Genomic DNA, 25,684 nt, shown 5'->3' on the forward strand with positions numbered 1-25,684 from the left:
GGTAAGGGAAAACATGACCAGCAACACCTCCGCGCGGCGCCGTCGCCGTGCCGCTCCCTCCCGCTTCGAGCGCGCCGGGCGCCGAGCCGCCGCTCTGCAGCGGCCACGCGTCGTCCTCGCGCTCGTTCTCGTCCTCGGACTCGTCAGCGTGATGATGCTCGACGGATATCTGCGGGCCGAGGTCCTGGGCGACCACCGCGTCCGCACCGACGCGTCCTACGACAAGGTGCCGCAGCGCATCCTCGACGGGGGCCCGATTCTGACCTCGGCCAACGGTTCCATGCGGACGCAGTCCGTTCCGAAGAAGACCATCGTGCTCACCTTCGACGACGGTCCCGACGCCACGTACACCGAGAAGGTTCTCAAGATCCTCGCGGACAACGATGTGAACGGCACGTTCTTCCTCGTGGGTTCCATGATCGCCCGGCACCCCGGCATCGTGAAGGACATGGTCGAGCAGGGGAACGAGGTCGGCCTGCACACCTTCACCCACGTCGACCTCTCCTATCAGAGCGACGCCCGTGTCAAGCGTGAGCTCACGCAGACCCAGCTGGCGCTCGCGGGAGCGGCCGGCATCACCACGAAGCTGGTGCGCGCGCCCTACTCGTCCGAGGCCGCCGCGATCGACAACTACAGCTGGCCGGTCTACCAGAAGCTCGGCGCCATGGGCTACACCAGCGTCTTCGTCGACACCGACAGCGACGACTGGAAGAAGCCGGGCGTCTCGAAGATCGTCCAGTGGGCGACGCCGAAGAAGAGCAAAGGCGCTTCGGTGCTCTTCCACGACGCCGGCGGCAACCGTGACCAGACGCTCAAGGCGCTGCCCGAGTACATCAAGAAGATGAAGGCGAAGGGCTACACCTTCACTACGGTCAGCGGCGCCATGGCCAAGACGGGGGCGCGGGGCGGCGGCTCCGCACAGAACGGCTCCGCCGGGAGCGGCTCCGCGCAGGGCACCGGCGCGCAGGATGGCGGCGCACAGGCCGGAAGCGCTCAGCCCGGTGGGGCCCAGAGGTCCGGTCAGGCACCGGGTGGCGCGGCCCAACAGGGAACCCCTCCCTCCTCCGGCACGAACGCTCCGGGCGGCGCCCGCAATGTCGACCAGGCGGCCCACTCCAAAGCCACCGGCACCACGCTCTACGAGGGCAAGGCGCTCATCGTGGCGGTCGCGATCGCCGAGTGGACCGTGCCGACGCTGGCCGTCTTCCTCGCGGTCGTCGGAGTCGCCGTCATGGCGCGATTCGCGATGATGCTGGTCCTCGCGCGGCGCCACCACAGGCAGCGCAACAAACGCCGGTTCAGCTGGGGGCCGCCCGTCACCAGGCCGGTCAGCGTGATCGTGCCCGCGTACAACGAGAAGGAGTGCATCGCCAACACCCTCAACTCGCTCGCAAAGAGCACGCATCCCATCGAGATCATCGTCGTGGACGACGGCTCCACCGACGGCACGAAGGAGATCGCCGAGTCCCTCGGCCTGCCCAACGTGCGCATGATCCGTCAGGAGAACGCGGGCAAGCCCGCGGCGCTCAACAACGGGGTGCGCCACGCCAGTTACGACATCGTCGTGATGATGGACGGCGACACGGTCTTCGAGCCGGACACCGTCCGGCAGCTCGTGCAGCCTTTCGCCGCCCCGGACATCGGCGCGGTCGCGGGCAACGCCAAGGTCGGCAACCGCAACACGGTCATCGGCGCCTGGCAGCACATCGAGTACGTGATGGGCTTCAACCTGGACCGCCGCATGTACGACCTGCTGCGCTGCATGCCCACCATCCCCGGGGCGATCGGAGCGTTCCGGCGCCAGGCCGTCCTCGAGGTCGGCGGCATGAGCGAGGACACCCTCGCCGAGGACACCGACATCACCATCGCGATGCACCGTGCCGGTTGGCGTGTGGTGTACCAGGAGCATGCGCGGGCCTGGACGGAGGCACCGGCCTCGCTCAAGCAGCTGTGGAGCCAGCGCTACCGTTGGTCGTACGGCACCATGCAGGCGCTGTGGAAGCACCGTAAGTCCCTCGTCGACAAGGGGCCTTCGGGTCGCTTCGGACGGGTGGGAATGCCCCTCGTGGTGCTCTTCCAGATCGTCACGCCGGTCTTCGCGCCCCTGATCGACCTCTTCACCGTCTACTCGATGATCTTCGTGGACTTCAAGGCGTCCCTGCTCGCCTGGCTGGCCGTGCTCGGCCTCCAGCTCGTCTGCGCCGCCTACGCGTTCCGCCTCGACGGAGAGAAGTACCGCTACCTGTGGATGCTCCCGCTCCAGCAGATCGCGTACCGCCAGATGATGTACCTGGTCCTCATCCATTCCTCCATCACCGCCCTCACGGGCGGCCGGCTGCGCTGGCAGAAGCTCAAGCGCACCGGCGAGGTCGGGACGCCGACGGGGGTGGGGCAGTGACCTCGGAGGCACAGGGGAATCGTCACAGAGCCGCTCGGCGTACGCGCGGAACACCCGTAACACCCGTAACGCCCGTAACGCCCGTAACGCCTGAACCGCCGAGAACACCGGGAACGCTGGGAACGCCGGGAACGCAGGGCCTTGATCAGGACACCACGCCTCTCCGTGTGATCGTGCCGGACTACCGGGAACCCGCCGTGCCCGAGCGGTCAGCGGTCCGGGCGGGCGGCCGCGACCGGTACTTCGACACGCTTCGCGCCCTCGCACTGATGCGCGTCGTGGCCTACCACACGTTCGGCTGGGTGTGGGCGGGCCTCGTCTTCCCTTCCATGGGCGTCATGTTCGCGCTCGCCGGGTCACTGATGGCCAAATCCCTTGAACGGCCGGCCCTTTCGGTGATCAGAAGCCGGATACGACGGCTGCTGCCGCCCTTCTGGCTCTGGGGAATCTTCGTCGTCCTCGCGATGCTGCTGCACGGCTGGATACCGGGATGGCAGGTCGTGTACTGGGTGGTGCCCCTCGGCGACCCGCCGGGTAACAGCTGGGGCATGCAGGCCTGGGAGATCCTCTGGTATCTGCGCGCCTACCTGTGGTTCGTGCTCCTGTCACCGCTGCTGTTGAAGGTGTTCCGGCCGGCGCCGGTGGCGGTGCTGCTCGCTTCGCTCGCGCCGATCCTGGTGCTCCAGTTTGTGTGGCAGCCGCCGGACGACCGGTTCGGCAGCGCTCTTCTCGACTTCGCCACGTTCCTGTTCTGCTGGCTCGCCGGTTTCGCGCACCGTGAGGGCGTCCTGGCCCGTCTGCGACCGGGCCCCGTCGTTGTGCTGTCTCTCGCGGCGCTTGCCTACGGTGCCTGGTTCGCCCTCACCCACCAGGCGGAGTACGGGAGTTACGACCTGGACGACATCCCGCTTGCGCAGGCTTTCTGGTCGGCCGGGTTTGTGATGCTGCTGATGTACTCGAAGGCGTACTTCAAGGTCGACTTCGCGTGGCTGGCGCGCTTCGAACGGCTCGACCGGGTTGTGTCGGTCTTCAACGCGCGGGCGATGACGATCTACCTCTGGCACGAGATCGCGCTGATCCTCGCGGTGCCGCTGATCGACCGGTTCTGGAACGTGCCCGCGTTCGCGAAGTACCTGCCGCTGGAGAACCAGTGGTTCATGTTCGGTGTCGGCTGGGTGCTGATCGCCGCGGCGATCCCGCTGGTGGGCTGGGTGGAGGACGTCGCGGCGAAGCGACGGCCTCGGCTGCTGCCCTGAGGTGGTCGGTCGCTGGAAGCACACCTTGGGCCATGCTTCCGGCGACGCCGGCACGGCTCTGAGTCGTCCGGGTAGCGGTCCGGCGCGCCGCGGCGGCGCCGGCGGCCGCCGATAGAAGATCGGTGGGACGGCGACCTCGGGAGGGCCGCCGCCCCACCGACCCACAGATGAAGAGGTCCGGCCTTGAAACCGCTCTACGACCCGCCGTCCCAGCCCCTCGCCGACCGCGCACTGGTACTCATCCGTGACGACGCCCACGGCGTCCCGACCACGGCCGCGACGTGACCGCCGCTCCGCGCGGGGACGTGCCAGGCGGCGACCGCTATGGCGAGGCCGTCTTCCGTCCTGAACAGGCCGGTGAGGCCGAGCGCATCGACTTCGGCGCCCTCGCCTACGACGACATCACCATGGCGCGACTGCGGGAACTCGGCGTCGGCCCGGGGTGGCGCTGCCTCGACGTGGGCGCCGGCACGGGTACGGTTTCGCGCCGGCTGCTCGACGAGGCCGGGGTGTCACATGTGCTCGCCGTGGACCGCGACACACGTTTCCTCAGCGCACGGCTCGTGCCCGGGCTCGATGTGCTGGAAGCCGACGTCACTGCGCCGGACTTCGCCCCCGGCCGCTTCCGGCTCGTCCACGCGCGCTTCGTGCTGATGCACCTGCCCGAGCGCGAGCGCCTGATCACGGATTTGGCCGAACTCGTGGCGCCCGGCGGTGTGCTGGTACTCAGTGACGCGGTCGACCTCACAAGCGACCGGACGCCCGACACGCCGTACACCGTGATGATGCGCGCGATGTGGCAGGGGCTGCGGTCCACCATCGGCACCGACGTCTCCTGGGTTCCGTCGTACCCGCAGCTGCTGCGGGGGGCGGGGCTCGTGTCCGTGGCTGCCGAGATCCATGTGCCGCCGCTGCTGCCGGCCAGCCCCATCAGCCGCTTCTGGGCGGACACATGGGAACGCAGCAGGGCGGCGATGCTCACCACGGGCCTGATCGATGACGCGGCCGTCGACGCGGCGGTCCGGTACCTGGACTCCGACGAATGCGCCGCGCTGTCGGCCGGCATGCTCACCGCCTGGGGATGGAAAACCGTGGACGGTCCTTGACGGCCGGACCTATGCCAGGCAGCGAGCAGCCCGGCCGGCGGCAGCTCCGTATGTGACCTCCAGCGTGGTGCTGGGCCACATGCCGCTCACGGCCGTCTACCAGGCGAGCAAGACGGCCATCGAAGGGTTCACCTCGTACCTCGCGCTCGATCTCGAACCCTTCGGGGTGCAGGCGAAGACCGTCGAGCCGGGCGCCTGCCTGACGACGAACTTCGCGGGCAAGGCGACGGACGGCGAGCCGCGGTTCCCGGCCGGTCCCGACGCCGTCCGACCGGCCGAGGCGAAGTGATCGACCCGCAACCGCGCTGACGCCGGCAGCCGGCCCTGCCCATGTCGCTGCGGTGGATGCCGGTGCGGCTGCTCGACGTCGCCTGCCTGCCCGGCCCGAAGTCCTGCAGTGAGGCGAGTCGCGTCATGCCACTTGCCGGCGTCGGCCTGCGACGGCTCCGCACCAAGGAGCGGCACTGGACTTCCTGACCGACGAGCGGCGCCCGGATCCCGAACGACCGCTGTCCGGTCAGGAGTTGAATACCCTTGTGCTCCCTATTCGGCCCGCAGCACACGGGCGGCGAAAACCTGGACCTGCTCCAGCACGCCCATGCCGTCGTGGCCCAGCCCGGGTACGACATCGAAGACGACGTCGATCCCGTGGGCGCGGTAGTTGTCACGCAGTGCCGAGATGCGTTCGACGCGGGTGCGGCCGACGTCGTCCGCGCCGTCCATCCAGTTGGAGTCGCCCGGGTTGTTGATCTCCCAGGTCTCGGTGTCCTCGGCGCCGATCACCATGTGCACCGGGACGTCGCGCACCTGGTCCAGGTCGACGGGGGCGCCGAACCGTTCGGCGAACCCCTTGGTGCCCAGCCACCACTCCCGTTCCGGATCGATCAGCGTGACCCTGCCCGGGGCGCCGATGGAGACTCCGGCGAGCCGGTCCGGATGCAGCAGGAGGAACCGGTGGGCGAACTGGCCGCCGCCGGAGAAGCCGTGCAGCACGAACCGTGAGGTGTCGATGTGAATCCGCTCCGCGGCCTCGTCGACGATCGCGAGCAGCGCCAGGTCGAAGCGGATGCCCTGGTGCGCGATGAACTTGAAGTTGTGGAGGTCGTCGGGGTCGTCGCCGAGCCCTGCGGGGAAGAGCGGGGCGAGCACGACGATGCCGTGCTCCTCGGCGAAGCCGGCCATCGCGTCCCGGTACTGGGGCCCGGTGCGGCCGGTGCCGTGCTGCATCACCAGCAGGGGGAGCGGCTCGGTGGCCGTCTCGTGCGCGGACGGGACGTAGAGACAGTACGAGAGACGCTGGTCGTGGCGGGAGGCGAACTGCGTGGTGGCGCCGGTGACATAGAAGGCGGAGGTGGTCTTGGTACGGGCGGTGGCGGTGATGGCAGGACTGCTTGTCATGGGGCGTGGACCTCGATCTTCGTGGTGCGGTCCCGCTCACCCTCGCCACGGGGGACGGGCGGCTCAAGAAGATTGCCGCCCGTACGTCAATCTTCGGGGTACGAGGACGCGTTCAGCGGTGCAGCGCCGCGAGCAGGTCGTGCCCCAGGGTGCGGACCGCCTCCTGGTCCAGCTGGTAGTGGACCTGGGCGCCGCGGCGGTGCGTGACCACCATCCCCGCCTCGCGCAGCCGTCGTAGGTGCCGGGACATCTGCGGGGGTGTCATCGCGTACTGCTCGGCCAGTTCGGTCGTGGTCATCGCCTCCCGGAGCAGGGTGCGGCACAGGTCGATCCGGATCGGTTCCTGGAGCGCCTTGATGCGCTGCCGCACCAGGTCGAGGGAAGGCGGGCCCATGCTGCCCGGTCCCCGCACCGGATACTGCACCACCACCGGAAGGCCCGGATAGTGCTTGATCGCCAGATGCGGGTTGACGTGCAGGGACGGCGTCAGGAGGCAGTCCGTGCCGACCAGCGGTACCCGTGCCTGGTACAGCTTCTCGAACTCGATCCGCGGCGGATCTGCCAGCAGCCGCGCGTTCGGGAACGAGGCGAGCACCGCCACCGCGTCGTTCCGGTGCTCCGCGAACCGGCCCCTGACCTCCGCCCGCAGCGGCCCGGCCAGCCGCTCCCACTCCGCGCCGAACCACTCCTCGCCCGCCGCGGTGAGGAAGCCGGTGACCGTGTCGCGCAGCCCCTCGGGGTCGGACAGCAGCCGGGCGCCCAGCGTGAACCGCTCCTCGGCATGCTGCCGCAGCCGCGACAGGAACCGGTCCGGCTCCTCGAGCGGTGCCCCGGGCCGCGGTGAATTCTTCCCGAGCAGCGCCTGCGCCGTCATCCCGGTGAACTGCCCCAGATCCAGGGTGGTGATGTCAGCGATCTCCTCCTCGAGGGAACGCTCGGCGCCCGCCGACAACGGCAGCAGATACCGGGCCCGGAAAGCGCTCCACAGCGGCGACAGCGCGGCGGCCCGGGCGAGAAGCGCGGGGTCGGCGTCCTGCCGTACCGCGTCCACCCAACGGCGACTGGCCGGATGGTGACCGGGGGTCTGCAGGGCGTGCAGACAGGCGCAGAGTTCGGCGAGCGGGGAGAGCCGCGGAGCCACGGCACGGTCCGGATCAGGACCGGGTTCGATCACGACGGGCATCCGCCGACCTTCAAGGATTGATTGCTTGCTGTCAATCCTCTTGCTGCCGCGACGCCGTGGCACGCAGGATCCCCCGACACGTTCCCCCCTACCCGCCCCCTCCGCGCTGGAGCCCCTCCATGTCCCCGTTCATTCCCCCCGGGCCGGTCCCCCGCCCGCCCGGCCCGCGCCGACCGGTGCTGTTCGCCCTGTTCGCCACCGTGCTCACCGCCGCCCTCGGCGGCTGCGCGTTCGGCCCGGTCGACTCCGGCGCCACCGTCGAGGACTACCCCGCCCGGGGGTTGGCGATCCTCGCCCCCGGCAGTGTCGGCGGCGGCTTCGACTCCCGTGCCCGTGGCATCGGTTCGGCCCTGAGCAAGTGTGGGATCACCGGTCAGGACGTCACCGTGTCCAACGCCCCGGGCGCCGCCGGAACCATCGGCCTGGCACGGATGGCTGGCCGTGCCGACGACCCGTACCAGCTGATGACCATGGACACCGTCACCCTCCTCGGCGGTGAGATCCAGAACCACTCCCCCGTCTCCCTCACCCAGCTCACCCCGATCGCCGGCCTCACCGTCTCCACCACCGCGATCGTCGTACCCGCCCGTTCTTCGTATCGCGACTTCGCCTCCCTGATGCGGGCGATGGCGAAGAACCCGCGCGGCACGAAGTGGGTCGGCGGGTCGCTCGGCGGCCCGGACCACATCACCGTCGCCTCGCTCGCCGAATCCGCGCATGTGACGCCCGACAAGGTCACGTACGTGCCCACCGGCGGCGGGGGCGAGGTCCTCAACATGCTGCTCAGCGGTGTCGCCACAGCGGGGCTCTCCACGCTCTCCGAGATCCGCCCCCAGGTCGAGGCCGGAAAGCTGCGCATCCTCGCGGTCAGTGGCGGGAAGTCACCGAAGGACCTCGGATCGCCGCCCACGCTGGAGCACCTCGGCTACGGCAAGGACGCCGTGGACGCCATCGGCGGCGTGATGGCCCCGCCCGGACTCAACCGCACAGAACAGCGCGCGGTCGTCGCACTCATCGACAAGATGCGGCACACCGACTGCTGGAAACGCACCCTGCGCGAGAACGACTGGGACGAGGTCTGGCTCCCCGGCAAGAAGTTCGGCGATCTGATCCACCATCAGCGCGGCCAGGTCGGCGGCGTCCTCAAGGAGGTCGGACTCGGATGACCACGCCCGCACCCACCGCCGGCACCAGGCGTCCGCTCGCGCCCCGGATCACGGCCGCCGCCTTCCTCGCCGCCGGACTCGCCGTGCTGGCCTTCGCCTTCGGCATCCCCGACGCCGCCCTCGCCGAAGGCACCGACGTCGGCCCGCGCGCCTTCCCCCTCCTGGTCGGCTCCGGGCTCACCGTCGTCGCCGCCCTCAACGCCGTGCAGTGCTTCCGCGGCACCGACCCCACCCAGGACGGTGCGGCCCGCGAGGAGGCCAGGGTCACCGAGTGGCGTCCGGTCGGCCTGCTGGTCGCCGCGCTCGCCGCGTACTGCCTGACCCTTGAGTTCTTCGGCTACTGGCAGACCAGCACGGCCTTGTTCGCTGTCGTCGCCCGTGTCCTCGGCAGCCGCCGCGCCGTGCGTGACCTGCTCATCGGGCTCGCCCTCGCCGTGACCGCGTACCTGCTCTTCGACCGGCTCCTCGGCATCCATCTCCCGCCCGGCTACCTGCGATTGGCGTTCTGACCCATGGACGTGCTCTCCCACCTCGGCGACGGATTCGCCAACGCCTTCAGTCCGGTGCACCTGCTGCTCGCCTTCGCCGGCTGCCTGCTCGGGTCCCTGGTCGGTGTGCTGCCCGGACTCGGCCCCGCCACCACCGTCGCCCTGCTCCTGCCCGTCACCTACGTCGTCGACCCCGTCGGCGCGCTCGTGCTGTTCGCCGGCATCTACTACGGAGGCATGTACGGCGGATCGACCACCGCGATCCTCCTCAACGTGCCTGGCGAGACGGCCTCCGTTCCCACCACCCTCGAGGGCTTCCCGATGGCCCGTGCGGGCCGGGCCGGAGCGGCCCTCGCCACCGCCGCCATCGGGTCCTTCGTCGCCGGCACGATCTCCACCGTCGGCATCACCTTCGCCGGGCCCGCCTTCTCCGCCATCGCCGAACACATCCAGCCCGCCGAGTACTTCGCGGTCATGGTGCTCGCCTTCGCCACCGTCACCGCGGTCGTGGCCGAGGCCCCGCTGCGCGGATTGTGCAGCCTCTTCCTGGGGCTCGCCATCGGCCTTGTGGGCATCGACAGCCTCACGGGGCAGGCGCGCTACACCTTCGGCGTCCCCCAACTCTTCGACGGGATCGCGCTGGTGGCCGTCGCCGTCGGCCTCTTCGCCATCGCCGAGGCCCTGTACACCGCGGCTCGGCTGCGCCGGGCGCCCGACCCCGATCCGCTGCCGCTGCGCGGCCGCATCGGCATGACCCGCGACGACTGGCGACGGTCCTGGAAGCCCTGGCTGCGCGGCACCGCCCTCGGCCTGCCCATCGGTGCGCTCCCGGCCGGCGGCGCCGAGATACCCACGTTCCTCAGCTACAACCTGGAACGCCGACTCTCCAAGCACAAAAAGCAGTTCGGCAAGGGTGCCATCGAAGGCGTCGCCGGCCCGGAAGCCGCCAACAACGCCGCCTTCTCCGGTGTCCTGGTCCCGCTGCTCACCCTCGGCATCCCGACGTCGGCGACGGCTTCCATGCTGCTCATCGCTTTCCAGATGTACAACGTCCAGCCCGGACCGCAGCTCTTCGAGACCCAGCCGACGCTGGTATGGACGCTGATCGCCAGTCTCTACATAGGCAACGTGGTGCTCCTCGCCCTGAACCTGCCGATGATCCCGCTCTGGGTGAAGCTCCTGAAGATCGAACGCTCCCTGCTCACCGCCGGAATCCTGCTCTTCGCCGCGCTCGGCGTCTACGCCCTCTCCCAGAGCCCGTTCGACCTGGGCATCGCCCTCGCGTTCGGTGTCCTGGGCTTCCTGATGCGCCGCACCGGATACCCCGTGGCCCCTCTGGTACTCGGCGCTGTCCTCGGCCCCCTGACCGAGACCCAGTTCCGCCGCGCCCTCACCCTCGCCGAGGGCGACTGGACCGTCTTCGTCACCCGGCCCGTGTCGGCAGCCATCCTTGCGCTGGCCGCACTCGCCCTGATCGGTCCGTTGTTGATGCGACTCGTCCGCACACCCGCACCGGCTGGCGGGGAGGCCGAGGTGCCAGTGCCCGAAGGCAGCCACCATGCCGGCAATGCTGCGCCACGATGAATCCTGTCGCCCCCGGCTCGGGGCGGCAGGGCGGTGACCGGTGGAACCTGGTCCGCGCCCGAGTCGAGCACGCCATCGCCCGCCCGCCGGTCAGAGCTCAGACGGAGGCGGTCGCGACCGCGGTGCCGAAGCCGAACCGATCAGTACGACACCTGTGGTCCGTCCCATTGCTCTGCGGATCCGCGGCTTCTCCAGGGCCCGTTCCCCCTTGGACAGCAGGAACACGTATCCGCCCAGCCAGGCGAGCGTGAGCGCGGCGTGGAGGAGAACGAGGAGCGTCATGGCCAAGGCAGCCGGAAGTTGGGGCGGCGCCGGCCCTGGCCTGCCGGAAGGCCCTCCACCGTGCGGTCACCCTGCGCTCCTCACACGCGTAGGCCCGCGCACGTTGTCGCGTCGGCCCACCGGTCAGTGCGCGAAGACGGTGCTCGCGAGGATCACGTGGACCGTGGTGCCGCCGAGAATGCTCAGCAGGGCGTTACGTCGCCACAGGTGCAGGCCGATGGTGACCGTCAGGGCTGCGAGGGGGGCGACGGCGCGTGACTGGGGCAAGGGGAGGTCGCGTAGGCAGTAGGCGAGCAGGATGACCATGACGCCGGCCGGCATGCGGGTGCTGAGGTACTGGACGGTGGCGCTGGCGCGCAGGGGGGCCAGGGCTGCGAAGGGCAGGGCGCGCAGGGCCCAGGTGATGGCGGTGGAGACGGCGACCGCGGCGAGCAGGTAGGGAGTGTCAGGCATGGCCGGCCCTCGTGCGGGCGGTGAGGTGCCGGGCCACGAGGCCGACCGTGAAAAGGGCGAACGCGGCCGGAAGCATTTCGGCGGGGAAGAGGAGGCGGGCGGCAAGTGCGCTGAGCAGAGCCAGGGCGGGCGTCGGCAGGTCGTCGTGCCGGTCGCGGATCGCGTCGAGGGCCAGGACGGTGAACAGGGCGGTCAGAGCGAAGTCCAGGCCGGTGACGCTGTCAGGGATGAGTGAGCCGAGCAGTGCGCCCGCGGTGGCGCCGCCGACCCAGTACAGATGCATGAAGAGTTGGAGCCACAGGATGCGTCGGCCTGACCAGGACCGGGCGTGTTCGCCGGTCGTCAGGGCGTATGCCTCGTCAGTCAGGGCGAAGGTGCTGTAGGTCTTCGCGAGGTGCCCGTTCACACGGTGCAGCGGGAAGGAAAGCGTGTAGAAGACGTGGCGAATGTTGACCAGGAAGGCCGTCAGGGCGATGGTCCCCAGCGGTGCGACCGCGGCGACCAGGCCGACGAGCACGAATTCGAATGATCCGGCGTAGATGAGCGCCGTGAACGCGCTCGCCCACCACCACGCCAAGCCGGACTGCGTGACGACAATCCCGAAGGCGACGCCGAGCGGCACCAGCCCGAGGCCCACGGAGGCGGAATCCTTGAACGCGGCCGCCACCGCGGCTTTCCGAGGCGGAACCGGCGGCGATGAAGGGGACGGGGGCACACCGGAGGCCAGGGTTCCGGTGGCAGGGCGAAAGGCATCGTCGACAGCAGACGGAGGTATTCCCATGCGGAAATATTAGGGCAGAAATGACCTAATATGGTTGCCGATAATGGCTCAGAGCTTCAGCAAAGGGCAATCAAATGCATGTGGATCGTATCGACCGTGAAATTTTGTTTCATCTGAGTCAGGACGGGCGTCTCACCAACGTCGAACTCGCCAAACGAGTCGGCCTGACCCCACCCCCGTGCCTGCGCCGGGTCAAGCGACTGGAGGAGGCCGGTGTCATCAGCGGATACCGGGCCGTCATCGACCCCGTAGCACTCGGCCGCGGGCTGGAAGTCCTCATCGACGTAGAGGTCAGCGCCACTGACCGCAAGACGTTCGAGGAGTTCGAGAAGACCGTCTCGTCCTACGAGGAAGTCATCGAGTTCCGGCGCATGTTCGGCCGCCCCGACTACTTCATCCGCGTCGCCGTCGCCGACCACGCCGCCTACGAAGCCTTCCTCACCGGCAGGCTCAGCGGCCTGCCTTGTGTTCTCCGGCTCGAATCCCACCTCACCATGAAGAACGTCAAGACCAACCCGTGACGCCCTCCTGCAGGCTGCGCTGCCAGGTCTGCCCGACCAGGTCCTGGCCGAAGCTGCGATGGGGCTCTTCGGCGACCAGTTCGAAGCCGTGCTTCTGGTAGATGCGCCGGGCCGAACCGAGCACGTCGTTGGTCCACAGGGTGATCGCCTCGTACCCGGCTTCCCGCGCGAAGTTCAGGCACTCCTCGACCAGGCGGGCTCCCAGGCCCAGGCCGCGCGCGTTCGGATCGACGAGCAGCAGGCGCAGCTTCGCCGTCCGGTCGTCATAGCGGACGCAGAAGACGCAGCCGGCCCGCGCTCCGTCGACCTCGGCGATCCAGGCCGCCTGCGGACCGGGTTCCTTCCCCTCGGCATAGTCGGCGACGATCCGGCTGACCAGCGTCTCGAAGCCGGTGTCCCAGCCGAACTCCCGGTCGTAGAACTCACCGTGCGCCATCACCACCCAGCCCAGATCGCCGGGCCTGCCCAACGGCCGGACAACCGCTTCACGCTCTGCCATGTCGACCTCGACTCCCGCGTCTCACTGAAACGACTGTTTCAGTAGACTAACCCTGTGAGCCGATCCGAACCAAACCCCTCCCCGCGGCGGCAGGAACTGCTGGAAGCGGCCTACGCCTATGCCTTGCGCAGCGGCCTGGGCGAGCTGTCCCTGCGCCCGCTGGCCGAGGAGATCCACTCCAGCCCGCGCGTGCTGCTCTACCTGTTCGGCAGCAAGGACGGCCTGATCCGCGCCCTGCTCGCGCGGGCAAGAGCCGACGAACTGGCACACATGCAGCAGGTCGCCGAGGCACAGGTCCGGGGCGAGGGGCTGCAGCCCGTCGCCCGGGAGCTGTGGCGATGGCTTTCCGACGAGGCTCACCGCGGGCTGCTGACGCTGTGGGTCGAGAGCTATGCCCGTTCCCTCATCGAACCCGACGGGCCGTGGGCCGGGTTCGCGCGCGACACGGTCGGCGACTGGCTGGCGCTGCTCGCCGCCGGCCAGCCCGCCGCGCTACGTGACACCGAGGCCGCCCTCACCCAGCGCACCCTCGTACTCGCAGTTCTGCGGGGCGCGATGCTGGACCTGCTCGCCACGGGCGAGACCGCACGCACCACCGCCGCGGTGCATCACCAGCTGGCCGCTCTGGGGTGACGCGTGCCCGCCTCGATCACGTGAGGGCCGCGCACGCTAACTCCGCGGGACGTCCTTGACGAACACGATCCCGTCGTACCCGCCCAGGTGGGCCGGATCGAGTGGGGCATACCCGAAGTAGGGGGAGACGCGGGCGGTCGGCCGCGTATCGCCGAGGGCGGCGGACACGCGGCGCCGGGCTGCTGAACCCACGCCGCGGACCGGGTACCGGGTCTACGACGACGCCGACGTACGGGACGCCCGGCTCGCCCATCAACTCAGGCGGGGCGGCAACCTGCTGGAGCAGATCGCCCCGCTCATCGCCCAGGTACGGGCGGCCGGCGGCCTTGAGCCGCTGGAGGCCGCGCTGGGCGACTGGCGGGGCCGGCTGTCCGCCCGCGGGCGGGCGATGCCGACCGGGGCCGCAGAGCTGGATGCGTATCTCCGCGAGCGCGGCTGAGCTTTCGGTCGGCAGCCGAAGGGAACGCGGGCAGAGACGGTCCCGTCCCGGCTGACCCGTCCGCCGATGTCTGCCTGGCGGGCCGTCAGCAGATCTTGCCCGGCGCGGCCGCGGTAGCCCTCAGCAGGTCTCGCACCAAGTCGAAGTCGATGCTCTCCGGTTTCCGGAAACGCAGGCAGCCCTTGCCCATGTCCTGCGCAGCCAGGCGCTCCGTGAACGCCTCCCGGACATCAGACCGCAGAAGATAGAACGAGACGTACTGCTTCTGGCTCGCGAAGGCGATCTCGGCAGCGCCGTCCCGCTCGTATGCGGGCATTCCGTACGCCATGACCTCCTCGAACCCCTTGAGCTCCGCACAGCACAGCTGCCGCAGCCTGGTCAGAGCCTCCCTGCGCCCCTCCACCACCTCTGCGAGATACCCGTCGACGTCTTCCGCGCTGCTCTGCACCATGCGGTCGAGCGTACCCACCGGGACCCGGCCGCCGGCCCGCCCCCAACTCGGCGGGCCGCGCGAGGGGCGGGAAGCCGAGAGGGCGATGCCCACCGCTTCCCGCCCTCTGTCATCCGCCGGATTTCCCGTGGCGGCGCCGACGCCAGTGCCACACCGCGCCGACCGCGACAGAGGCACTGAACAGGAGGATGCCGACGACCGGCCAGCTGCTGCCGGCGATCCGCACGCCCGTGACGAGGGCGGCCGCGACCAGGGCGACCGGCACCAAAATGGAGAGGAGGGTGCGGGCGACGCCGGCGATCAGGGCGGGGTCGAGGTGCGACCGCCGCCGGGAGACCGGCGCGGAATCGGTGAAGTAGAAGGCTGTGGCCCGGTCCGTCAACCGGGTGGTGGCCTGGTGGTACGACATCGCCATGTAGGGCAGCCAGACCAGAGGGGCGACGATCCCCAGCACGAACACAAGCCCCAGCAGAACCCATCGGCCTGCCTGCACCAGCCGGTGTGACCAGCCAGGGCGGTCGCGCGCGGTGAGCAGTCCCAGCACCCGGGCCATGCGCAGGGTCAGGTGCCACAGCACGACGGGATGCCGAAGCGCGGACCGCTTGGCGGTGGCCGGCCGTTCCCCGTGGCAGACCGTGAGAGCCTCCCGGGCCCGGCCGGTGTTCTCGTGCACGCCCTGGAGGACGAGGAGCTCGGCGGCGCGGTCGTCGGCGGTGGGATCGCCGCCTTTCAGCGCGGCCAGCTCCAGGACCGTACGGGCCTGGCTAAGCAGAGCAGCGCAGAACGCGACAGGTACGAACAGCAGGAACGGGCCACCGACGAAGGCGCCCTCGGACACCGTGGCACGCCGCCCCCTGGCCACCACCAGTGCACGGAGCCCTGCCGGATCCACATCCGGGTGGTCCTTCCTGATACGGGCGACCGACCCGGCAGCGGCTGGGCCGAGCCGCCGCACCGCGAAGGCGGCCAAGGTCTCCGGGAGGCACTGCGGATCGTCGAAGGCCACCCGCAGGAGCCACCGTGCGGGCGACAGCCCCGCAGGGGTGTCAGGAAGTTCTGATCGCGAGCCTGGCACGGGGGTCACCACGCTTCTGTGGCCACGCTGGTCCTCCAGCGATCAGCCGGCCCTGGGGCGGTTTGCATCAGGAAACGTCGAGGGATTCAGTGTGCGTCTGCACCGCGCCGATGATCTCGGGCCAGAGTTCGCGCGGGCGGTCATGGCCCATGTCGGGGATCAGCAAGAGCTTCGCTCCGGCTACGAGTTCCGCGGTGCGTTCCCCTCCGCTCGGGGTGATCAGCGTGTCGTCCAAGCCGTGGATCACCAGAGTCGGTACCCGCAGGGTCCGGAGTGCCTCCGCACGCGACCCGTCGAGGATCATCGCTCCGAGTTGACGTCCGACTCCTGCCGGACAGTACGCGCGGTCGTAGCTGACGGCAGCCAGCTCACGCAGGAGTGCGGCGTCGCCGTATCGCCTGGACGCCCACACCAGTTCCCGGTCCGCCGCTGCGACGTAGCCCTCGCGGTCCGCCGGCTTCGGGCTCAGGAGTACCGCTTGGGCCTCGGGAACGGACTGGCCGTATTCGGGTTCGCCGGTCGAGGACATCATCGACGTCAGGGTCAGCACCCGGGCGGGCTCGGTGATGGCCGCCTTCTGGGCGATCATTCCGCCCATCGAGGTCCCGACCACGTGAGCGCGTTCGATACCGAGCGCGGTGAGCAGGTTGAGGCCGTCGGCAGCCATGTCCGTCAACGTGTACGGCACCTGGCGAGGGCGGAGGCGATGTCTCCCGAGCTCACGGCGGCGATGAACCGACCCATGTCGACGGGGTGCTCGTCGAACTTGGTGGACAGTCCGCAGTCGCGGTTGTCGAAGCGGATCACGTAGCGGCCACGGTCGGCCAGCGCACGGCAGAAGTCCTCGTGCCAGGCGATCATCTGGGCGCCGAAGCCCATCACCAGCAGGACGGGTGGGTCGGAAGGATCACCGAACGTCTCGTAGGCGAGGGATATTCCGGGCGAGACTTCGACGAGTGGCATGTTCTGATCTTCTCAGCCCCGGCTGGCGCGGCGCATGTGGAATATCGAGCACCGCAGGTTGGCGGGGGCGACGCCCGGCACCACCGGCCCGTACGGTCGGTGATGTGTCTCGTCAGACCTGCGCGGTCCTCGCATGGTGTGTCGTCAGAATGCGGTGGATCAGGCGGGCGCCCGCCCGGGCGGTGCGGTGGTCGGTGTCGAGGTCCGGGTTGAGTTCCGCGACGTCGACCACGAGCGGCTTCCCGCCGGCGGCCACCTTGGCGCAGACGTGCTCGATGATCTCCATCTGCACTCCGTGGGCGGCCGGGGCGCTGACGCCGGGCGCAACTGCGGCCGGCAGTACGTCGAGGTCGATGCTGAGGTGCAGGACGTCGTGGCTGTCGATGAACTCGTCGGCGAAGGCGTCGATCGCGGGCAGGTTCAGCACACCGCACTCGGTGTCCGGCAGGTAGCGCACGCCGAGCCGCTCGGCGGTGCGGAACAGGTGCGCGGTGTTGCTCGGCTGACTGACGCCGAGCACCCGGTAGTCGAGCCGGTGCCCGCGCTGCTCCTCGCTCCGCGCCATCTGCAGGAACGGTGTTCCCGAGCTCGCGCGGACGTCGTCACGGAGATCGAAGTGCGCGTCCAGGTTGAGCACTCCGATCCGCCCGCCTGCCTGGACAGCCCGGGTGGAAACGAGGCCGAGGTACGTGCCGTACGCCACCTCGTGTCCGCCGCCGAGGACCACGACGGGAACACCCCGGTCGACGAGCGGGCCGACGACCTGCCCGAGGCGGTGCTGGCCCAACTCCAGTTCGCCGTCGGTGACTTCGACGTCTCCGGCGTCGAGCGCGGTCAGCGGGGCGGGCAGGGCCATCGAGGCGAGGGCGGCGCGCAGTTCACGCGGACCGTCCGCCGCGCCCTGGCGGCCCTTGTTGCGGCGTACCCCCTCGTCGCTGCGGAAGCCGGCGAACGCCGCGTCCCACGGCCCCGTGCCGCCGGTGCCGGTGGTGGTGCCGGTGCTGATCACGTGGTGCCAGCGCAGGTGCTCGTTCCCGGGGCCGTCGTCCCGGCCGTGCCAGCGTTCCGGGGGCGCGTCCACCGTGAGTTCGATCGTGGCGACAGCACTCACCGGGAGTCGGCCCCCTCGGTCATCGGGATGCGCACGCCGCGGTCCTGTGCCACGGAGGCGGCGTGTTCGTAGCCGGCGTCGACGTGGCGGATGACGCCCATGCCGGGGTCGTTGGTGAGCACGCGCGACAGCTTCTGCGCGGCGAGTTCGGTTCCGTCGGCGATGCAGACCTGACCCGCGTGGATGGAGCGGCCCATGCCGACGCCGCCGCCGTGGTGGATGGACACCCAGGAGGCGCCGGAGGACGTGTTCACCAGAGCGTTGAGCAGCGGCCAGTCGGCGATGGCGTCGGAGCCGTCGAGCATCGACTCGGTCTCGCGGTAGGGCGAGGCGACGGAGCCGGAGTCGAGGTGGTCGCGGCCGATGGCGAGAGGGGCGGACAGTTCGCCGCTCGCGACCATCTCGTTGAACTTGACGCCGGCGCGGTGGCGTTCGCCGTAGCCGAGCCAGCAGATACGCGCCGGGAGACCCTCGAACTCGACGCGCTCGGCGGCCATCTTGAGCCAGCGGTGCAGGTGCTCGTTCTCGGGGAAGAGCTCCATGATCGCGCGGTCGGTGGCCTCGATGTCCTTGGGGTCGCCGGACAGGGCCGCCCACCGGAAGGGGCCGAGCCCCTCTTCGAACAGCGGCCGGATGTGGGCCGGGACGAAGCCGGGGAAGTCGAAGGCGCGCTGGTAGCCGGCCTTGCGGGCCTCGTCCCGGATCGAGTTGCCGTAGTCGAAGACCTCGGCTCCGGCGTCGAGGAAGCCGACCATGGCCTCGACGTGCCGGGCCATCGACGCGCGGGAGCGGCGGGTGAAGTCGGCGGGGTCCTTGCGGGCCTGCTCGTGCCACTCCTCGACGCTCACGCCGACGGGGAGGTAGGCCAGCGGGTCGTGCGCGGAGGTCTGGTCGGTCACGATGTCGATCGGCGCGCCCATGTCGAGGAGCTGGGGGAACACCTCGGCGGCGTTGCCGGTGAGGCCGATGGACAGCGGGCGGCGGGCCTCCTTGGCCTCGATGGCGAGGCTCAGCGCGTGGTCGAGGTCGTCGGCGGCGACGTCGAGGTAGCGGTGGGCGATGCGGCGCTCGATGCGGGTGGGGTCGACGTCGACGCAGATCGCGACGCCGTCGTTCATGGTCACGGCGAGGGGCTGGGCGCCGCCCATGCCGCCGAGTCCGGCGGTCAGGGTGATGGTGCCCGCCAGGGTGCCGTTGAACTTCTTGCGGGCGACGGCGCCGAAGGTCTCGTAGGTGCCCTGCAGAATGCCCTGGCTGCCGATGTAGATCCACGAGCCGGCGGTCATCTGCCCGTACATGGTCAGGCCGCGGGCTTCGAGGGAGCGGAACTCCTCCCAGTTCGCCCAGTCGCCGACGAGGTTGGAGTTGGCGAGCAGGACCCGGGGCGCCCACTCGCTGGTGCGCATGACGCCGACCGGCTTGCCGGACTGCACGAGCATCGTCTCGTCGTCCTTGAGCGTCTTCAGGGTGCGCACGATCGCGTCGAACGACGCCCGGTCGCGTGCGGCCTTGCCGGTTCCGCCGTAGACGACCAGGTCTTCGGGGTGCTCGGCGACCTCGGGGTCGAGGTTGTTCATGAGCATGCGCAGGGCGCCCTCCTGCTGCCAGCCGAGGCAGTTGAGTTCACTGCCACGGGGGGCGCGGATGTGGCGGGACTCGGGGGAAACGCCGGTCATGTTCTCTCCTGGTCGATGGCGGAGCGGTTGCGTGTTCCATGACAGGTGAGACGCGGGAGGCGTTCCAGCGGCGGCCGCCGAGATTCTCGGATCCGAGAACGTGGCCGGCTGACGGTGATGCGGGGCCGCTCCGGGGCGCGGGTTCCGTGCGGGCCGCCTCGCCTAGGATTGCCGTGGTGTTCGCGATGTGGCGCGACGGATCCATGGGGTACGAGGACGGTGGACGGCTTGGTCGTGGACGCTGCGGAGATCGCCCGGCTCTATGCGCGGCAGACGCCCGGTTCCGCCCCGGCCTATCAGCGGATCAAGGACCTTGTGGCCGCGGAGATCCTGGGTGGGCGCTGGCGCGAGGGCGAGGCGCTTCCCTCGGAGAGCCAGTTCGTCGAGTCGCTGGGCCTGTCCCGGATGACGGTCAACCGGGCCCTGCGCGAGCTGAGCGCCGACGGCCTGCTCCGGCGCGTCATGGGCGTGGGCACGTTCGTGGCGCGGCGCAAGAGCAGCTCCGCGCTGGCCGGTGTGCACAACATCGCCGACGAGGTCCGCGGCCGCGGGCACGGTTACTCGGCCAGGGTGCTGTCCCTGCGCGAGGAGCTCCCCGACCCCGAGATCAGCGCTCAGCTCGGCCTCGACGGACGGCGCAGCGCGTTCCGCTCACGTGTCGTGCACCTGGAGGACGGCGCGGCGGTTCAGTTGGAGGACCGCTACGTCCACCCGGACTTCGCCCCCGGCTATCTCGACCAGGACTTCACCGCTGGTACGCCCTTCACGTTCCTGTCCGAGGTCGCCCCGCTGGGCAAGGGCGAGCACATCGTCGAGGCGGTCCTGCCGTCCGCCGAGGAGTGCGAGATCCTCGGCATCGGGCCGTCCGAGCCGTGTCTGCTGATCCAGCGCCGCACCTGGTCCGGGGACGCTGTCGTGAGCGTCGCGCGGCTGGTTCATCCCGGGTCCCGGTACCGCCTGGTGGGGACGTTCGACGCGCACTGAGCCGGGCTCTGCCGTCAGTCTGCGTTCGGAGTGTGCGCGCGGGGGCGCCGGCCGGACATCGCGGCCGTCAGCCGTGCCGCCCCCCGCTCCAGGACCTCGCGGACGTGGTCGGCGTGGTGCCGGCTGTAGTGCCGTTGCCAGGTGCTGCTGAGCGCGGCGACGGGCCGTTCGTTGTGGTCGAAGGCCGCGACGCCCAGTGACCGGAAGCCCTCGGAGACCAGCTCGACCTCCTCCGACCAGCCGCGTGCGCGGTCGCGGGCCAGCAGGTCGAGGAGTTCGGACAGAGAGCGGGGTCCCTTGCCGGTACGGGTGATGAGATCCGCCTGCCGGGGGAAGAGGGCCCGAAGCTGGGCCGGGGACACGTGGGCGAGGATGGCGCGCCCGTTGGCGGTCAGGTGGGCGGGCAGCCGGACGCCGACGTCGGTGACGAGGGAGATGTCCGCGTCGCCGGACCGGGTCGAGGGTGGCCGTTCCTTGAGCAGGTAGACGGTCTCCGCGCCGTGGACGATGCCCAGATGCACGGTCTGTCCGAGACGGCCCGAGGCGCTGCGCAGGATGGGGCGCGCGAGGCGCTCCAGGGGTTCGTGACGCAGATAGGCCGAGCCGATCTCGAAGGACGCGACCCCGAGACCGTACGCCTGCTCCTTGGGGAGATAGGTGACGAAACCGCGGTCCACCAGGACCGAGAGGACGTGGTACGCGGACGACCGGGGGATGTCGAGTTCGCGGGCCAGGGCCGCGGCCTGGACGGGGCCCGAGCGTCCGGCGAGGTGCAGCAGGATGTCCAGCGCGCGGCCGACGGCCGGTGAGGCACTGGACGCCGTTGTCCGTTCACCCATTGATCCACCTCTTGACTCATCTGTATATACAGGAATATACAAGGGCCTTCGTCATGCGGGATGGCTGACGAACGCCGTCGACCGGCAAGTGATTCAGCCCCGCCACCTCACCCGGAACTCGGCGTTCCCAAGGAGGACCTGCTTTGTCCACCGACACCACGTCCCTGCAGCGCGGGCTCAAATCCCGGCACATACGCTTCATCGCCCTGGGTTCCGCGATCGGGACCGGTCTCTTCTACGGCTCCTCGGAATCCATCAAGGCGGCGGGGCCCGCCGTCCTGCTGGCCTATCTGATCGGTGGCGCCGCGGTCTTCCTCGTCCTGCGTTCACTGGGCGAGATGGCGGTGAGCAGCCCGTGCGCCGGATCCTTCGGCGAATACGCCACAAAGTACCTCGGACCGCTGCCGGGATTCCTCACCGGCTGGACGTACGCCCTCGAAATGGTCTTCGTCTGTCTGGCGGACATCACGGCGCTCGGCGTCTACATGAGCTTCTGGTTCCCCGACGTGCCGCGGTGGATCTGGCTCCTCGCGGCCGTCGGCATCATCGGCGCGATGAACCTGTTCAGCGTCAAGGTCTTCGGTGAGCTGGAGTTCTGGCTCTCCTTCGCCAAGGTCGTCGCCATCATCGCGATGATCCTCGCCGGCCTCGCGATCATCGTGTTCGGCTTCGGCAGCAATGGCGGCGCGGGCATCTCCAACCTGTGGAGCAACGGCGGGTTCATGCCCAACGGCATCCAGGGCCTGGTCCTGTGCTTCGCCGTGGTGATGTTCGCGTTCGGCGGCACCGAGATCATCGGCGTCACCGCCGGCGAGGCGCAGAACCCGGAGAAGACCATTCCGAGCGCCGTGAACTCGATCCCCATCCGCATCGTGCTCTTCTACGTGCTGACGCTCGCGGTGCTCATGTCGCTCAACCCGTGGCAGCACATCGGCGACAAGGGCAGCCCGTTCGTCGAGATCTTCGCCGGTCTCGGCGTCGCCTCCGCGGCCGCCGTGCTGAACGTCGTCGTCATCATCGCGGCTCTGTCCGCGATCAACAGCAACATCTTCGCCGCCGGACGCATCATGTACGGCATGGCCGAGCGCAACCAGGCTCCGTCCGTCATGCGCCGCCTGTCCCGCAACGGTGTGCCGTGGATGACCGTCGTCATCATGATCGGCGCGCTCCTGTGCGGCGTGGTCCTGAACTACCTCATGCCCGAGCGGGTGTTCCTCGTCATCGCCTCGATCGCGACCTTCGCCACGGTGTGGGTCTGGCTGATGATCCTCCTGTCCCAGGTCAGCGCCCGTCGCAAGATGTCCGCGCAGGAGGTCGCCGCGCTGAAGTACCCGGCGCCGTTCTGGCCCTACGGCCAGATCATCACCATCGCGTTCATGGTCGGTGTGGTGGTGCTCCTCGCGTTCTCGGACAGCACCCGGATCGCGCTGCTGGTGGGCGGTGTGTGGCTGGCCCTGATGACGTGCGTGTACTACCTGTGGCTGCGTCCCCGTGCCCGGCGGGCGGCCGTGGCCGACACGGCGCCGCAGGTCGTGTCCGATGACGGCCGGGAACCCTCGGACGAGAACCATTCCAGGGCCGGTCTGGAGCCCGTGCACCAGCGATAACGGCGACAGCAAGGGCCGGCGGAACCGCGAGAGCGACGGTTCCGCCGGCCCTTTTCGCGTGGTGCCGAGACCGCCCGCGCGGCGGTGACCGGCGCGAAATTCCGGTACCTGCGGCAACTGTCTGGGATCCCAGACAGTAACCCTCCGCAGCCACTGACGAAGAGGTTCCGTTTTCGGGCTTCATGGAGTCATGAACGAAACCTTCGTAGGGGTCGGCCCCCTCTCCGTCGCCGATGTCGTGTCCGTCGCCCGGCACGGGGCCCGAGTCACCCTCACCCACGAAGCCCTGGGCGAGATAGCCCAGAGCCGCAAGGTGGTCGAGAACCTCGCCAACGACGTCGTGCCCCACTACGGCGTCTCGACCGGCTTCGGCGCCCTGGCCACCCGTCACATCCCGCTCGAACTGCGCGCCCAGCTCCAGCGCAGCCTCGTGCGCTCGCACGCCGCCGGCTCCGGCGCCGAGGTCGAGCGCGAGGTCGTCCGCGCCCTCATGCTGCTGCGCCTGTCGACGCTCGCCACCGGCCGCACCGGTGTGCGCCCCGACACCGCCCAGGCCTACGCCGACCTGCTCAACGCCGGCATCACGCCGGTCGTCCACGAGTACGGCTCGCTCGGCTGCTCCGGCGACCTCGCCCCGCTCGCCCACTGCGCCCTCGCCATCATGGGAGAAGGCCAGGTGCGTGACGCGAAGGGCGACCTGATGTCCGCCGCGGACGCGCTCGCCGCCGCCGGTCTCTCCCCCGTCACGCTGCACGAGAAGGAGGGCCTGGCCCTCATCAACGGCACCGACGGCATGCTCGGCCAACTCGTCATGGCCGCGCACGACCTGCAGATGCTGCTGCGCACCGCCGACATCGCCGCCGCGATGAGCGTCGAGGGACAGCTCGGCACCGATGCCGTGTTCGCCGCCGACCTCCAGGCCCTGCGCCCGCACCCGGGCCAGGGTTCGAGCGCCGCCAACCTCACCGCCCTCCTCAAGGGTTCGGAGATCGTCGCGAGCCACCGCGGACCTGAGTGCACCCGGGTCCAGGACGCGTACTCGCTGCGCTGCACCCCGCAGGTCCACGGCGCCGCCCGCGACACGCTGGCGCACGCAGAGACGGTCGCCTCGCGTGAGCTGGCCAGCGCCATCGACAACCCCGTCGTCACGCCGGACGGCCGCGTCGAGTCCAACGGCAACTTCCACGGCGCGCCGGTGGCCTGCGTCCTGGACTTCCTGGCCATCTCCGTCGCCGACGTCGCCTCGGTCAGCGAACGCCGCACCGACCGCTTCCTCGACGTCGCGCGCAACCACGGCCTGAACGCCTTCCTCGCCGACGACCCGGGCGTGGACTCCGGCCACATGATCGCCCAGTACACCCAGGCGGGCATCGTCTCCGAGCTCAAGCGCCTCGCCGCGCCCGCCTCGGTCGACTCCATCCCCTCCAGCGCCATGCAGGAGGACCACGTCTCCATGGGGTGGGCCGCGGCCCGCAAGCTGCGCCGCGCCATCGACGGCCTGACCCGTGTGGTGGCGGTCGAGATCCTCACCGCGGCCCGCGCGCTCGACCTCCGTGGCCCTCTGGCCCCCGCACCCGCCACGGCGGCCGTCCTGGCCGGACTGCGCCGCGATGTCGAGGGCCCCGGCACCGACCGCTACCTCGCTCCCGAGATCGAGGCCGCCGTCCAGTTCGTGGCGACCGGCGGCGCCCTCGCGGCCGCCGAGTCGGTGACCGGCCCGCTGGGCTGAACCACTCGGACCTGGTTCCTGTGACCGCCCGGGCAGGCCTGGTCCGAGCAGGCCGAACTCCCGCCGCCGGCCCGTCCGGCGGCGGGAGTTCGGCTTCTACGTGAAGGGCCCCGCCACCTGCGTACGAGCGGTCGCGTCGGCCACCCCGCCGATGCGCCGGCTCAGTTGGTTCGCCGTACGGGTCACCTGCGCGGCGATCCGCCGCTGTTGCTCGGCCCCGACCTCGTCGCCGCGAAAGGTGACCGCCACCCCGGCGACGGGGTGTGCGCCGTGGTCGAGGACCGCGGCCGCCACGGACGCGAAGCCCGGTGTCACCTCGCCGTCCTCCGTGGCGTACCCGCGTCGGCGTGCCTCCACGAGGAGTTGGCGCAACGCGGTCAGGGAGCCGGGACCCGACTCGTTGCGCAGGACGAAGGCCGAGGCGTCGGGGAACAGGGCCCGCACCTGTGCCTGCGGCAGCCGGGCGAGGACCGCCCGGCCGCTGGCGGTGAGGTGGGCCGGCAGCCGCACACCCACCTCGGTCACCAAGGGGGCACGTCCCGGCGCCCGTTCCTCGATCACGTAGATGACCTCGCGGCCGTGCAGTACGGCGAGGTGCGCGTTGTGGCCCGTGCTGTCGACGAGCTTCGCCAGCGGCACCCGCGCCAGGCGCTGGAAGGGCGCCTGTCTGCTGTACCCGGAGGCGAGTTCGAAGGCGCTGACGCCCAGTCCGTAGCGTCGCTCCTCAAGCAGGTGCACGACGAAGCCCTCGCGCGCCAGGGTGTCGAGCAGGTGGTACGTCGTCGAGCGGGGAAGCCCGACGTCACGGCTGATCGCCGCGGCGGGTACGGGCCCTGCCTGGCCCGCGAGATAGCGGAGGATGGCCAGCACCTGGGCGGCGGCGGGAACGGGAGACATACCGGGAGGTTACGTCCGCGCGCCGGCGCCGCCACGGACCACCCGTGCGAAGTCTGGGATACGAGACGCATTGCGGGCAGCGGCCCTGGCACCGCCCCCGGGGCCTGGTGCTTCATGGAAGCCCCGGTGCGGACGCGCGATGGAACGCCGTCCGCACCGGGGCAC

24 protein-coding genes and 3 pseudogenes are annotated in these 25,684 nt (G+C 70.1%); 13 read left to right on the plus strand and 14 right to left on the minus strand.

The features are described 5' to 3' along the window. Positions 1 to 13 precede the first annotated feature (13 nt). The 4 genes and pseudogenes from ACWIGU_RS25095 to ACWIGU_RS25110 all read left to right on the plus strand — a co-directional run. Positions 14 to 2,398: a glycosyltransferase gene (locus tag ACWIGU_RS25095; protein WP_454403943.1), complete on the plus strand. Its 2,385-nt coding sequence runs from the start codon at positions 14 to 16 to the stop codon at positions 2,396 to 2,398. 173 nt (positions 2,399 to 2,571) lie between these two features. Beyond that, positions 2,572 to 3,654 (plus strand): acyltransferase family protein, encoded by a 1,083-nt coding sequence (locus tag ACWIGU_RS25100; protein ID WP_454403944.1) that lies wholly within the window; start codon positions 2,572 to 2,574, stop codon positions 3,652 to 3,654. 281 nt (positions 3,655 to 3,935) lie between these two features. Next, positions 3,936 to 4,760: a class I SAM-dependent methyltransferase gene (locus ACWIGU_RS25105; RefSeq protein ID WP_454403945.1), complete on the plus strand. Its 825-nt coding sequence runs from the start codon at positions 3,936 to 3,938 to the stop codon at positions 4,758 to 4,760. Positions 4,761 to 4,812: 52 nt separating this feature from the next. Then, positions 4,813 to 5,049 (plus strand): annotated as a pseudogene (locus ACWIGU_RS25110) (SDR family NAD(P)-dependent oxidoreductase); the annotation flags it as partial. A 254-nt stretch (positions 5,050 to 5,303) separates the two neighbouring features. Here ACWIGU_RS25110 and ACWIGU_RS25115 read toward each other — a convergent pair. Both ACWIGU_RS25115 and ACWIGU_RS25120 read right to left on the minus strand, forming a co-directional pair. Next, positions 5,304 to 6,158, minus strand: coding sequence for an alpha/beta hydrolase (locus ACWIGU_RS25115; protein ID WP_454403946.1), 855 nt, complete (start codon positions 6,156 to 6,158; stop codon positions 5,304 to 5,306). A gap of 112 nt (positions 6,159 to 6,270) precedes the next feature. Further along, entirely contained in the window at positions 6,271 to 7,341 is a 1,071-nt protein-coding gene (locus ACWIGU_RS25120) for a DUF5937 family protein (RefSeq protein WP_454403947.1), read from the minus strand. Positions 7,342 to 7,460: 119 nt separating this feature from the next. Here ACWIGU_RS25120 and ACWIGU_RS25125 point away from each other — a divergent pair, with 119 nt between their 5' ends. The 3 genes from ACWIGU_RS25125 to ACWIGU_RS25135 are packed head-to-tail and all read left to right on the plus strand — an operon-like array spanning position 7,461 to position 10,579. Then, a complete protein-coding gene (locus ACWIGU_RS25125; RefSeq protein WP_454403948.1) occupies positions 7,461 to 8,507 on the plus strand; it encodes a Bug family tripartite tricarboxylate transporter substrate binding protein in 1,047 nt (348 codons plus the stop codon). Next, positions 8,504 to 9,016 (plus strand): tripartite tricarboxylate transporter TctB family protein, encoded by a 513-nt coding sequence (locus tag ACWIGU_RS25130; protein ID WP_454403949.1) that lies wholly within the window; start codon positions 8,504 to 8,506, stop codon positions 9,014 to 9,016. The genes ACWIGU_RS25125 and ACWIGU_RS25130 overlap by 4 nt, the downstream gene beginning before the upstream one ends. 3 nt (positions 9,017 to 9,019) lie before the next feature. Then, on the plus strand, positions 9,020 to 10,579 hold the full coding sequence (locus ACWIGU_RS25135; protein ID WP_454403950.1) for a tripartite tricarboxylate transporter permease: 1,560 nt from the start codon (positions 9,020 to 9,022) through the stop codon (positions 10,577 to 10,579). A gap of 405 nt (positions 10,580 to 10,984) precedes the next feature. Here ACWIGU_RS25135 and ACWIGU_RS25140 read toward each other — a convergent pair whose 3' ends face one another. Both ACWIGU_RS25140 and ACWIGU_RS25145 read right to left on the minus strand, forming a co-directional pair. Further along, a complete protein-coding gene (locus tag ACWIGU_RS25140; protein ID WP_356285556.1) occupies positions 10,985 to 11,314 on the minus strand; it encodes a branched-chain amino acid transporter permease in 330 nt (109 codons plus the stop codon). Next, a complete protein-coding gene (locus tag ACWIGU_RS25145; RefSeq protein ID WP_454403951.1) occupies positions 11,307 to 11,951 on the minus strand; it encodes an AzlC family ABC transporter permease in 645 nt (214 codons plus the stop codon). Before ACWIGU_RS25145 ends, ACWIGU_RS25140 begins: the two co-directional genes overlap by 8 nt. A gap of 218 nt (positions 11,952 to 12,169) precedes the next feature. On the opposite strand from ACWIGU_RS25145, the gene ACWIGU_RS25150 reads away from it, so the two are divergent. Beyond that, positions 12,170 to 12,616: an Lrp/AsnC family transcriptional regulator gene (locus tag ACWIGU_RS25150; RefSeq protein WP_454403952.1), complete on the plus strand. Its 447-nt coding sequence runs from the start codon at positions 12,170 to 12,172 to the stop codon at positions 12,614 to 12,616. Here the strand turns inward: ACWIGU_RS25150 and ACWIGU_RS25155 are convergent. Further along, a complete protein-coding gene (locus ACWIGU_RS25155) occupies positions 12,600 to 13,115 on the minus strand; it encodes a GNAT family N-acetyltransferase (protein ID WP_454403953.1) in 516 nt (171 codons plus the stop codon). The two genes, ACWIGU_RS25150 and ACWIGU_RS25155, sit on opposite strands and share 17 nt — an antisense overlap. Positions 13,116 to 13,169: 54 nt before the next feature. Here ACWIGU_RS25155 and ACWIGU_RS25160 point away from each other — a divergent pair, with 54 nt between their 5' ends. Further along, a complete protein-coding gene (locus tag ACWIGU_RS25160; protein ID WP_454403954.1) occupies positions 13,170 to 13,748 on the plus strand; it encodes a TetR/AcrR family transcriptional regulator in 579 nt (192 codons plus the stop codon). Between the two features lie 36 nt (positions 13,749 to 13,784). Here ACWIGU_RS25160 and ACWIGU_RS25165 read toward each other — a convergent pair. Further along, positions 13,785 to 13,919, minus strand: a pseudogene (locus tag ACWIGU_RS25165) (erythromycin esterase family protein); the annotation flags it as partial. 22 nt (positions 13,920 to 13,941) lie between these two features. Between ACWIGU_RS25165 and ACWIGU_RS25170 the strand changes: the two are divergent. Then, positions 13,942 to 14,187 (plus strand): annotated as a pseudogene (locus ACWIGU_RS25170) (MerR family transcriptional regulator); the annotation flags it as partial. Between the two features lie 85 nt (positions 14,188 to 14,272). Here ACWIGU_RS25170 and ACWIGU_RS25175 read toward each other — a convergent pair. The 6 genes from ACWIGU_RS25175 to hutU all read right to left on the minus strand — a co-directional run bounded on the left by ACWIGU_RS25175 (position 14,273) and on the right by hutU (position 19,463). Next, entirely contained in the window at positions 14,273 to 14,638 is a 366-nt protein-coding gene (locus ACWIGU_RS25175) for a DUF1801 domain-containing protein (protein ID WP_454403955.1), read from the minus strand. Positions 14,639 to 14,747: 109 nt separating this feature from the next. Continuing rightward, entirely contained in the window at positions 14,748 to 15,644 is an 897-nt protein-coding gene (locus ACWIGU_RS25180; protein WP_454403956.1) for a hypothetical protein, read from the minus strand. Between the two features lie 136 nt (positions 15,645 to 15,780). Then, positions 15,781 to 16,497 (minus strand): alpha/beta fold hydrolase, encoded by a 717-nt coding sequence (locus ACWIGU_RS25185; RefSeq protein WP_454404024.1) that lies wholly within the window; start codon positions 16,495 to 16,497, stop codon positions 15,781 to 15,783. Continuing rightward, the gene (locus ACWIGU_RS25190) at positions 16,386 to 16,676 is read right to left on the minus strand and encodes an alpha/beta fold hydrolase (protein WP_454403957.1); all 291 of its coding nucleotides are present in this window, start codon (positions 16,674 to 16,676) and stop codon (positions 16,386 to 16,388) included. The genes ACWIGU_RS25185 and ACWIGU_RS25190 overlap by 112 nt, the downstream gene beginning before the upstream one ends. Positions 16,677 to 16,788: 112 nt before the next feature. Beyond that, complete coding sequence (gene hutG, locus ACWIGU_RS25195) at positions 16,789 to 17,787, minus strand: formimidoylglutamase (RefSeq protein WP_454403958.1); 999 nt, start codon at positions 17,785 to 17,787, stop codon at positions 16,789 to 16,791. Further along, positions 17,784 to 19,463: a urocanate hydratase gene (gene hutU / locus ACWIGU_RS25200; protein WP_454403959.1), complete on the minus strand. Its 1,680-nt coding sequence runs from the start codon at positions 19,461 to 19,463 to the stop codon at positions 17,784 to 17,786. Before hutU ends, hutG begins: the two co-directional genes overlap by 4 nt. A gap of 234 nt (positions 19,464 to 19,697) precedes the next feature. On the opposite strand from hutU, the gene hutC reads away from it, so the two are divergent. Beyond that, on the plus strand, positions 19,698 to 20,447 hold the full coding sequence (gene hutC / locus ACWIGU_RS25205; protein ID WP_454404025.1) for a histidine utilization repressor: 750 nt from the start codon (positions 19,698 to 19,700) through the stop codon (positions 20,445 to 20,447). A 14-nt stretch (positions 20,448 to 20,461) separates the two neighbouring features. On the opposite strand, the gene ACWIGU_RS25210 is transcribed toward hutC, so the two are convergent. Next, entirely contained in the window at positions 20,462 to 21,286 is an 825-nt protein-coding gene (locus ACWIGU_RS25210) for an IclR family transcriptional regulator (protein WP_454403960.1), read from the minus strand. A gap of 143 nt (positions 21,287 to 21,429) precedes the next feature. Between ACWIGU_RS25210 and ACWIGU_RS25215 the strand changes: the two genes are divergently transcribed. Further along, on the plus strand, positions 21,430 to 22,893 hold the full coding sequence (locus ACWIGU_RS25215; RefSeq protein WP_454403961.1) for an amino acid permease: 1,464 nt from the start codon (positions 21,430 to 21,432) through the stop codon (positions 22,891 to 22,893). Between the two features lie 190 nt (positions 22,894 to 23,083). Beyond that, complete coding sequence (gene hutH, locus ACWIGU_RS25220; RefSeq protein ID WP_454403962.1) at positions 23,084 to 24,622, plus strand: histidine ammonia-lyase; 1,539 nt, start codon at positions 23,084 to 23,086, stop codon at positions 24,620 to 24,622. 96 nt (positions 24,623 to 24,718) lie between these two features. On the opposite strand, the gene ACWIGU_RS25225 is transcribed toward hutH, so the two are convergent. Continuing rightward, a complete protein-coding gene (locus ACWIGU_RS25225) occupies positions 24,719 to 25,519 on the minus strand; it encodes an IclR family transcriptional regulator (RefSeq protein ID WP_454403963.1) in 801 nt (266 codons plus the stop codon). Positions 25,520 to 25,684: the final 165 nt, after the last annotated feature.

Source organism: Streptomyces sp. NPDC055400 (assembly GCF_053644375.1).

Bases quoted from the DNA above. Each gene is read 5' to 3' on its own strand.
- ACWIGU_RS25095 (WP_454403943.1), top strand. From the start codon at position 14: ATGACCAGCAACACCTCCGCGCGGCGCCGTCGCCGTGCCGCTCCCTCC.
- ACWIGU_RS25115 (WP_454403946.1), bottom strand. From the start codon at position 6,158: ATGACAAGCAGTCCTGCCATCACCGCCACCGCCCGTACCAAGACCACC.
- ACWIGU_RS25120 (WP_454403947.1), bottom strand. From the start codon at position 7,341: ATGCCCGTCGTGATCGAACCCGGTCCTGATCCGGACCGTGCCGTGGCT.
- ACWIGU_RS25125 (WP_454403948.1), top strand. From the start codon at position 7,461: ATGTCCCCGTTCATTCCCCCCGGGCCGGTCCCCCGCCCGCCCGGCCCG.
- ACWIGU_RS25130 (WP_454403949.1), top strand. From the start codon at position 8,504: ATGACCACGCCCGCACCCACCGCCGGCACCAGGCGTCCGCTCGCGCCC.
- ACWIGU_RS25135 (WP_454403950.1), top strand. From the start codon at position 9,020: ATGGACGTGCTCTCCCACCTCGGCGACGGATTCGCCAACGCCTTCAGT.
- ACWIGU_RS25140 (WP_356285556.1), bottom strand. From the start codon at position 11,314: ATGCCTGACACTCCCTACCTGCTCGCCGCGGTCGCCGTCTCCACCGCC.
- ACWIGU_RS25150 (WP_454403952.1), top strand. From the start codon at position 12,170: ATGCATGTGGATCGTATCGACCGTGAAATTTTGTTTCATCTGAGTCAG.
- ACWIGU_RS25155 (WP_454403953.1), bottom strand. From the start codon at position 13,115: ATGGCAGAGCGTGAAGCGGTTGTCCGGCCGTTGGGCAGGCCCGGCGAT.
- ACWIGU_RS25175 (WP_454403955.1), bottom strand. From the start codon at position 14,638: ATGGTGCAGAGCAGCGCGGAAGACGTCGACGGGTATCTCGCAGAGGTG.
- ACWIGU_RS25190 (WP_454403957.1), bottom strand. From the start codon at position 16,676: ATGCCACTCGTCGAAGTCTCGCCCGGAATATCCCTCGCCTACGAGACG.
- hutU (WP_454403959.1), bottom strand. From the start codon at position 19,463: ATGACCGGCGTTTCCCCCGAGTCCCGCCACATCCGCGCCCCCCGTGGC.
- ACWIGU_RS25210 (WP_454403960.1), bottom strand. From the start codon at position 21,286: ATGGGTGAACGGACAACGGCGTCCAGTGCCTCACCGGCCGTCGGCCGC.
- hutH (WP_454403962.1), top strand. From the start codon at position 23,084: ATGAACGAAACCTTCGTAGGGGTCGGCCCCCTCTCCGTCGCCGATGTC.
- ACWIGU_RS25225 (WP_454403963.1), bottom strand. From the start codon at position 25,519: ATGTCTCCCGTTCCCGCCGCCGCCCAGGTGCTGGCCATCCTCCGCTAT.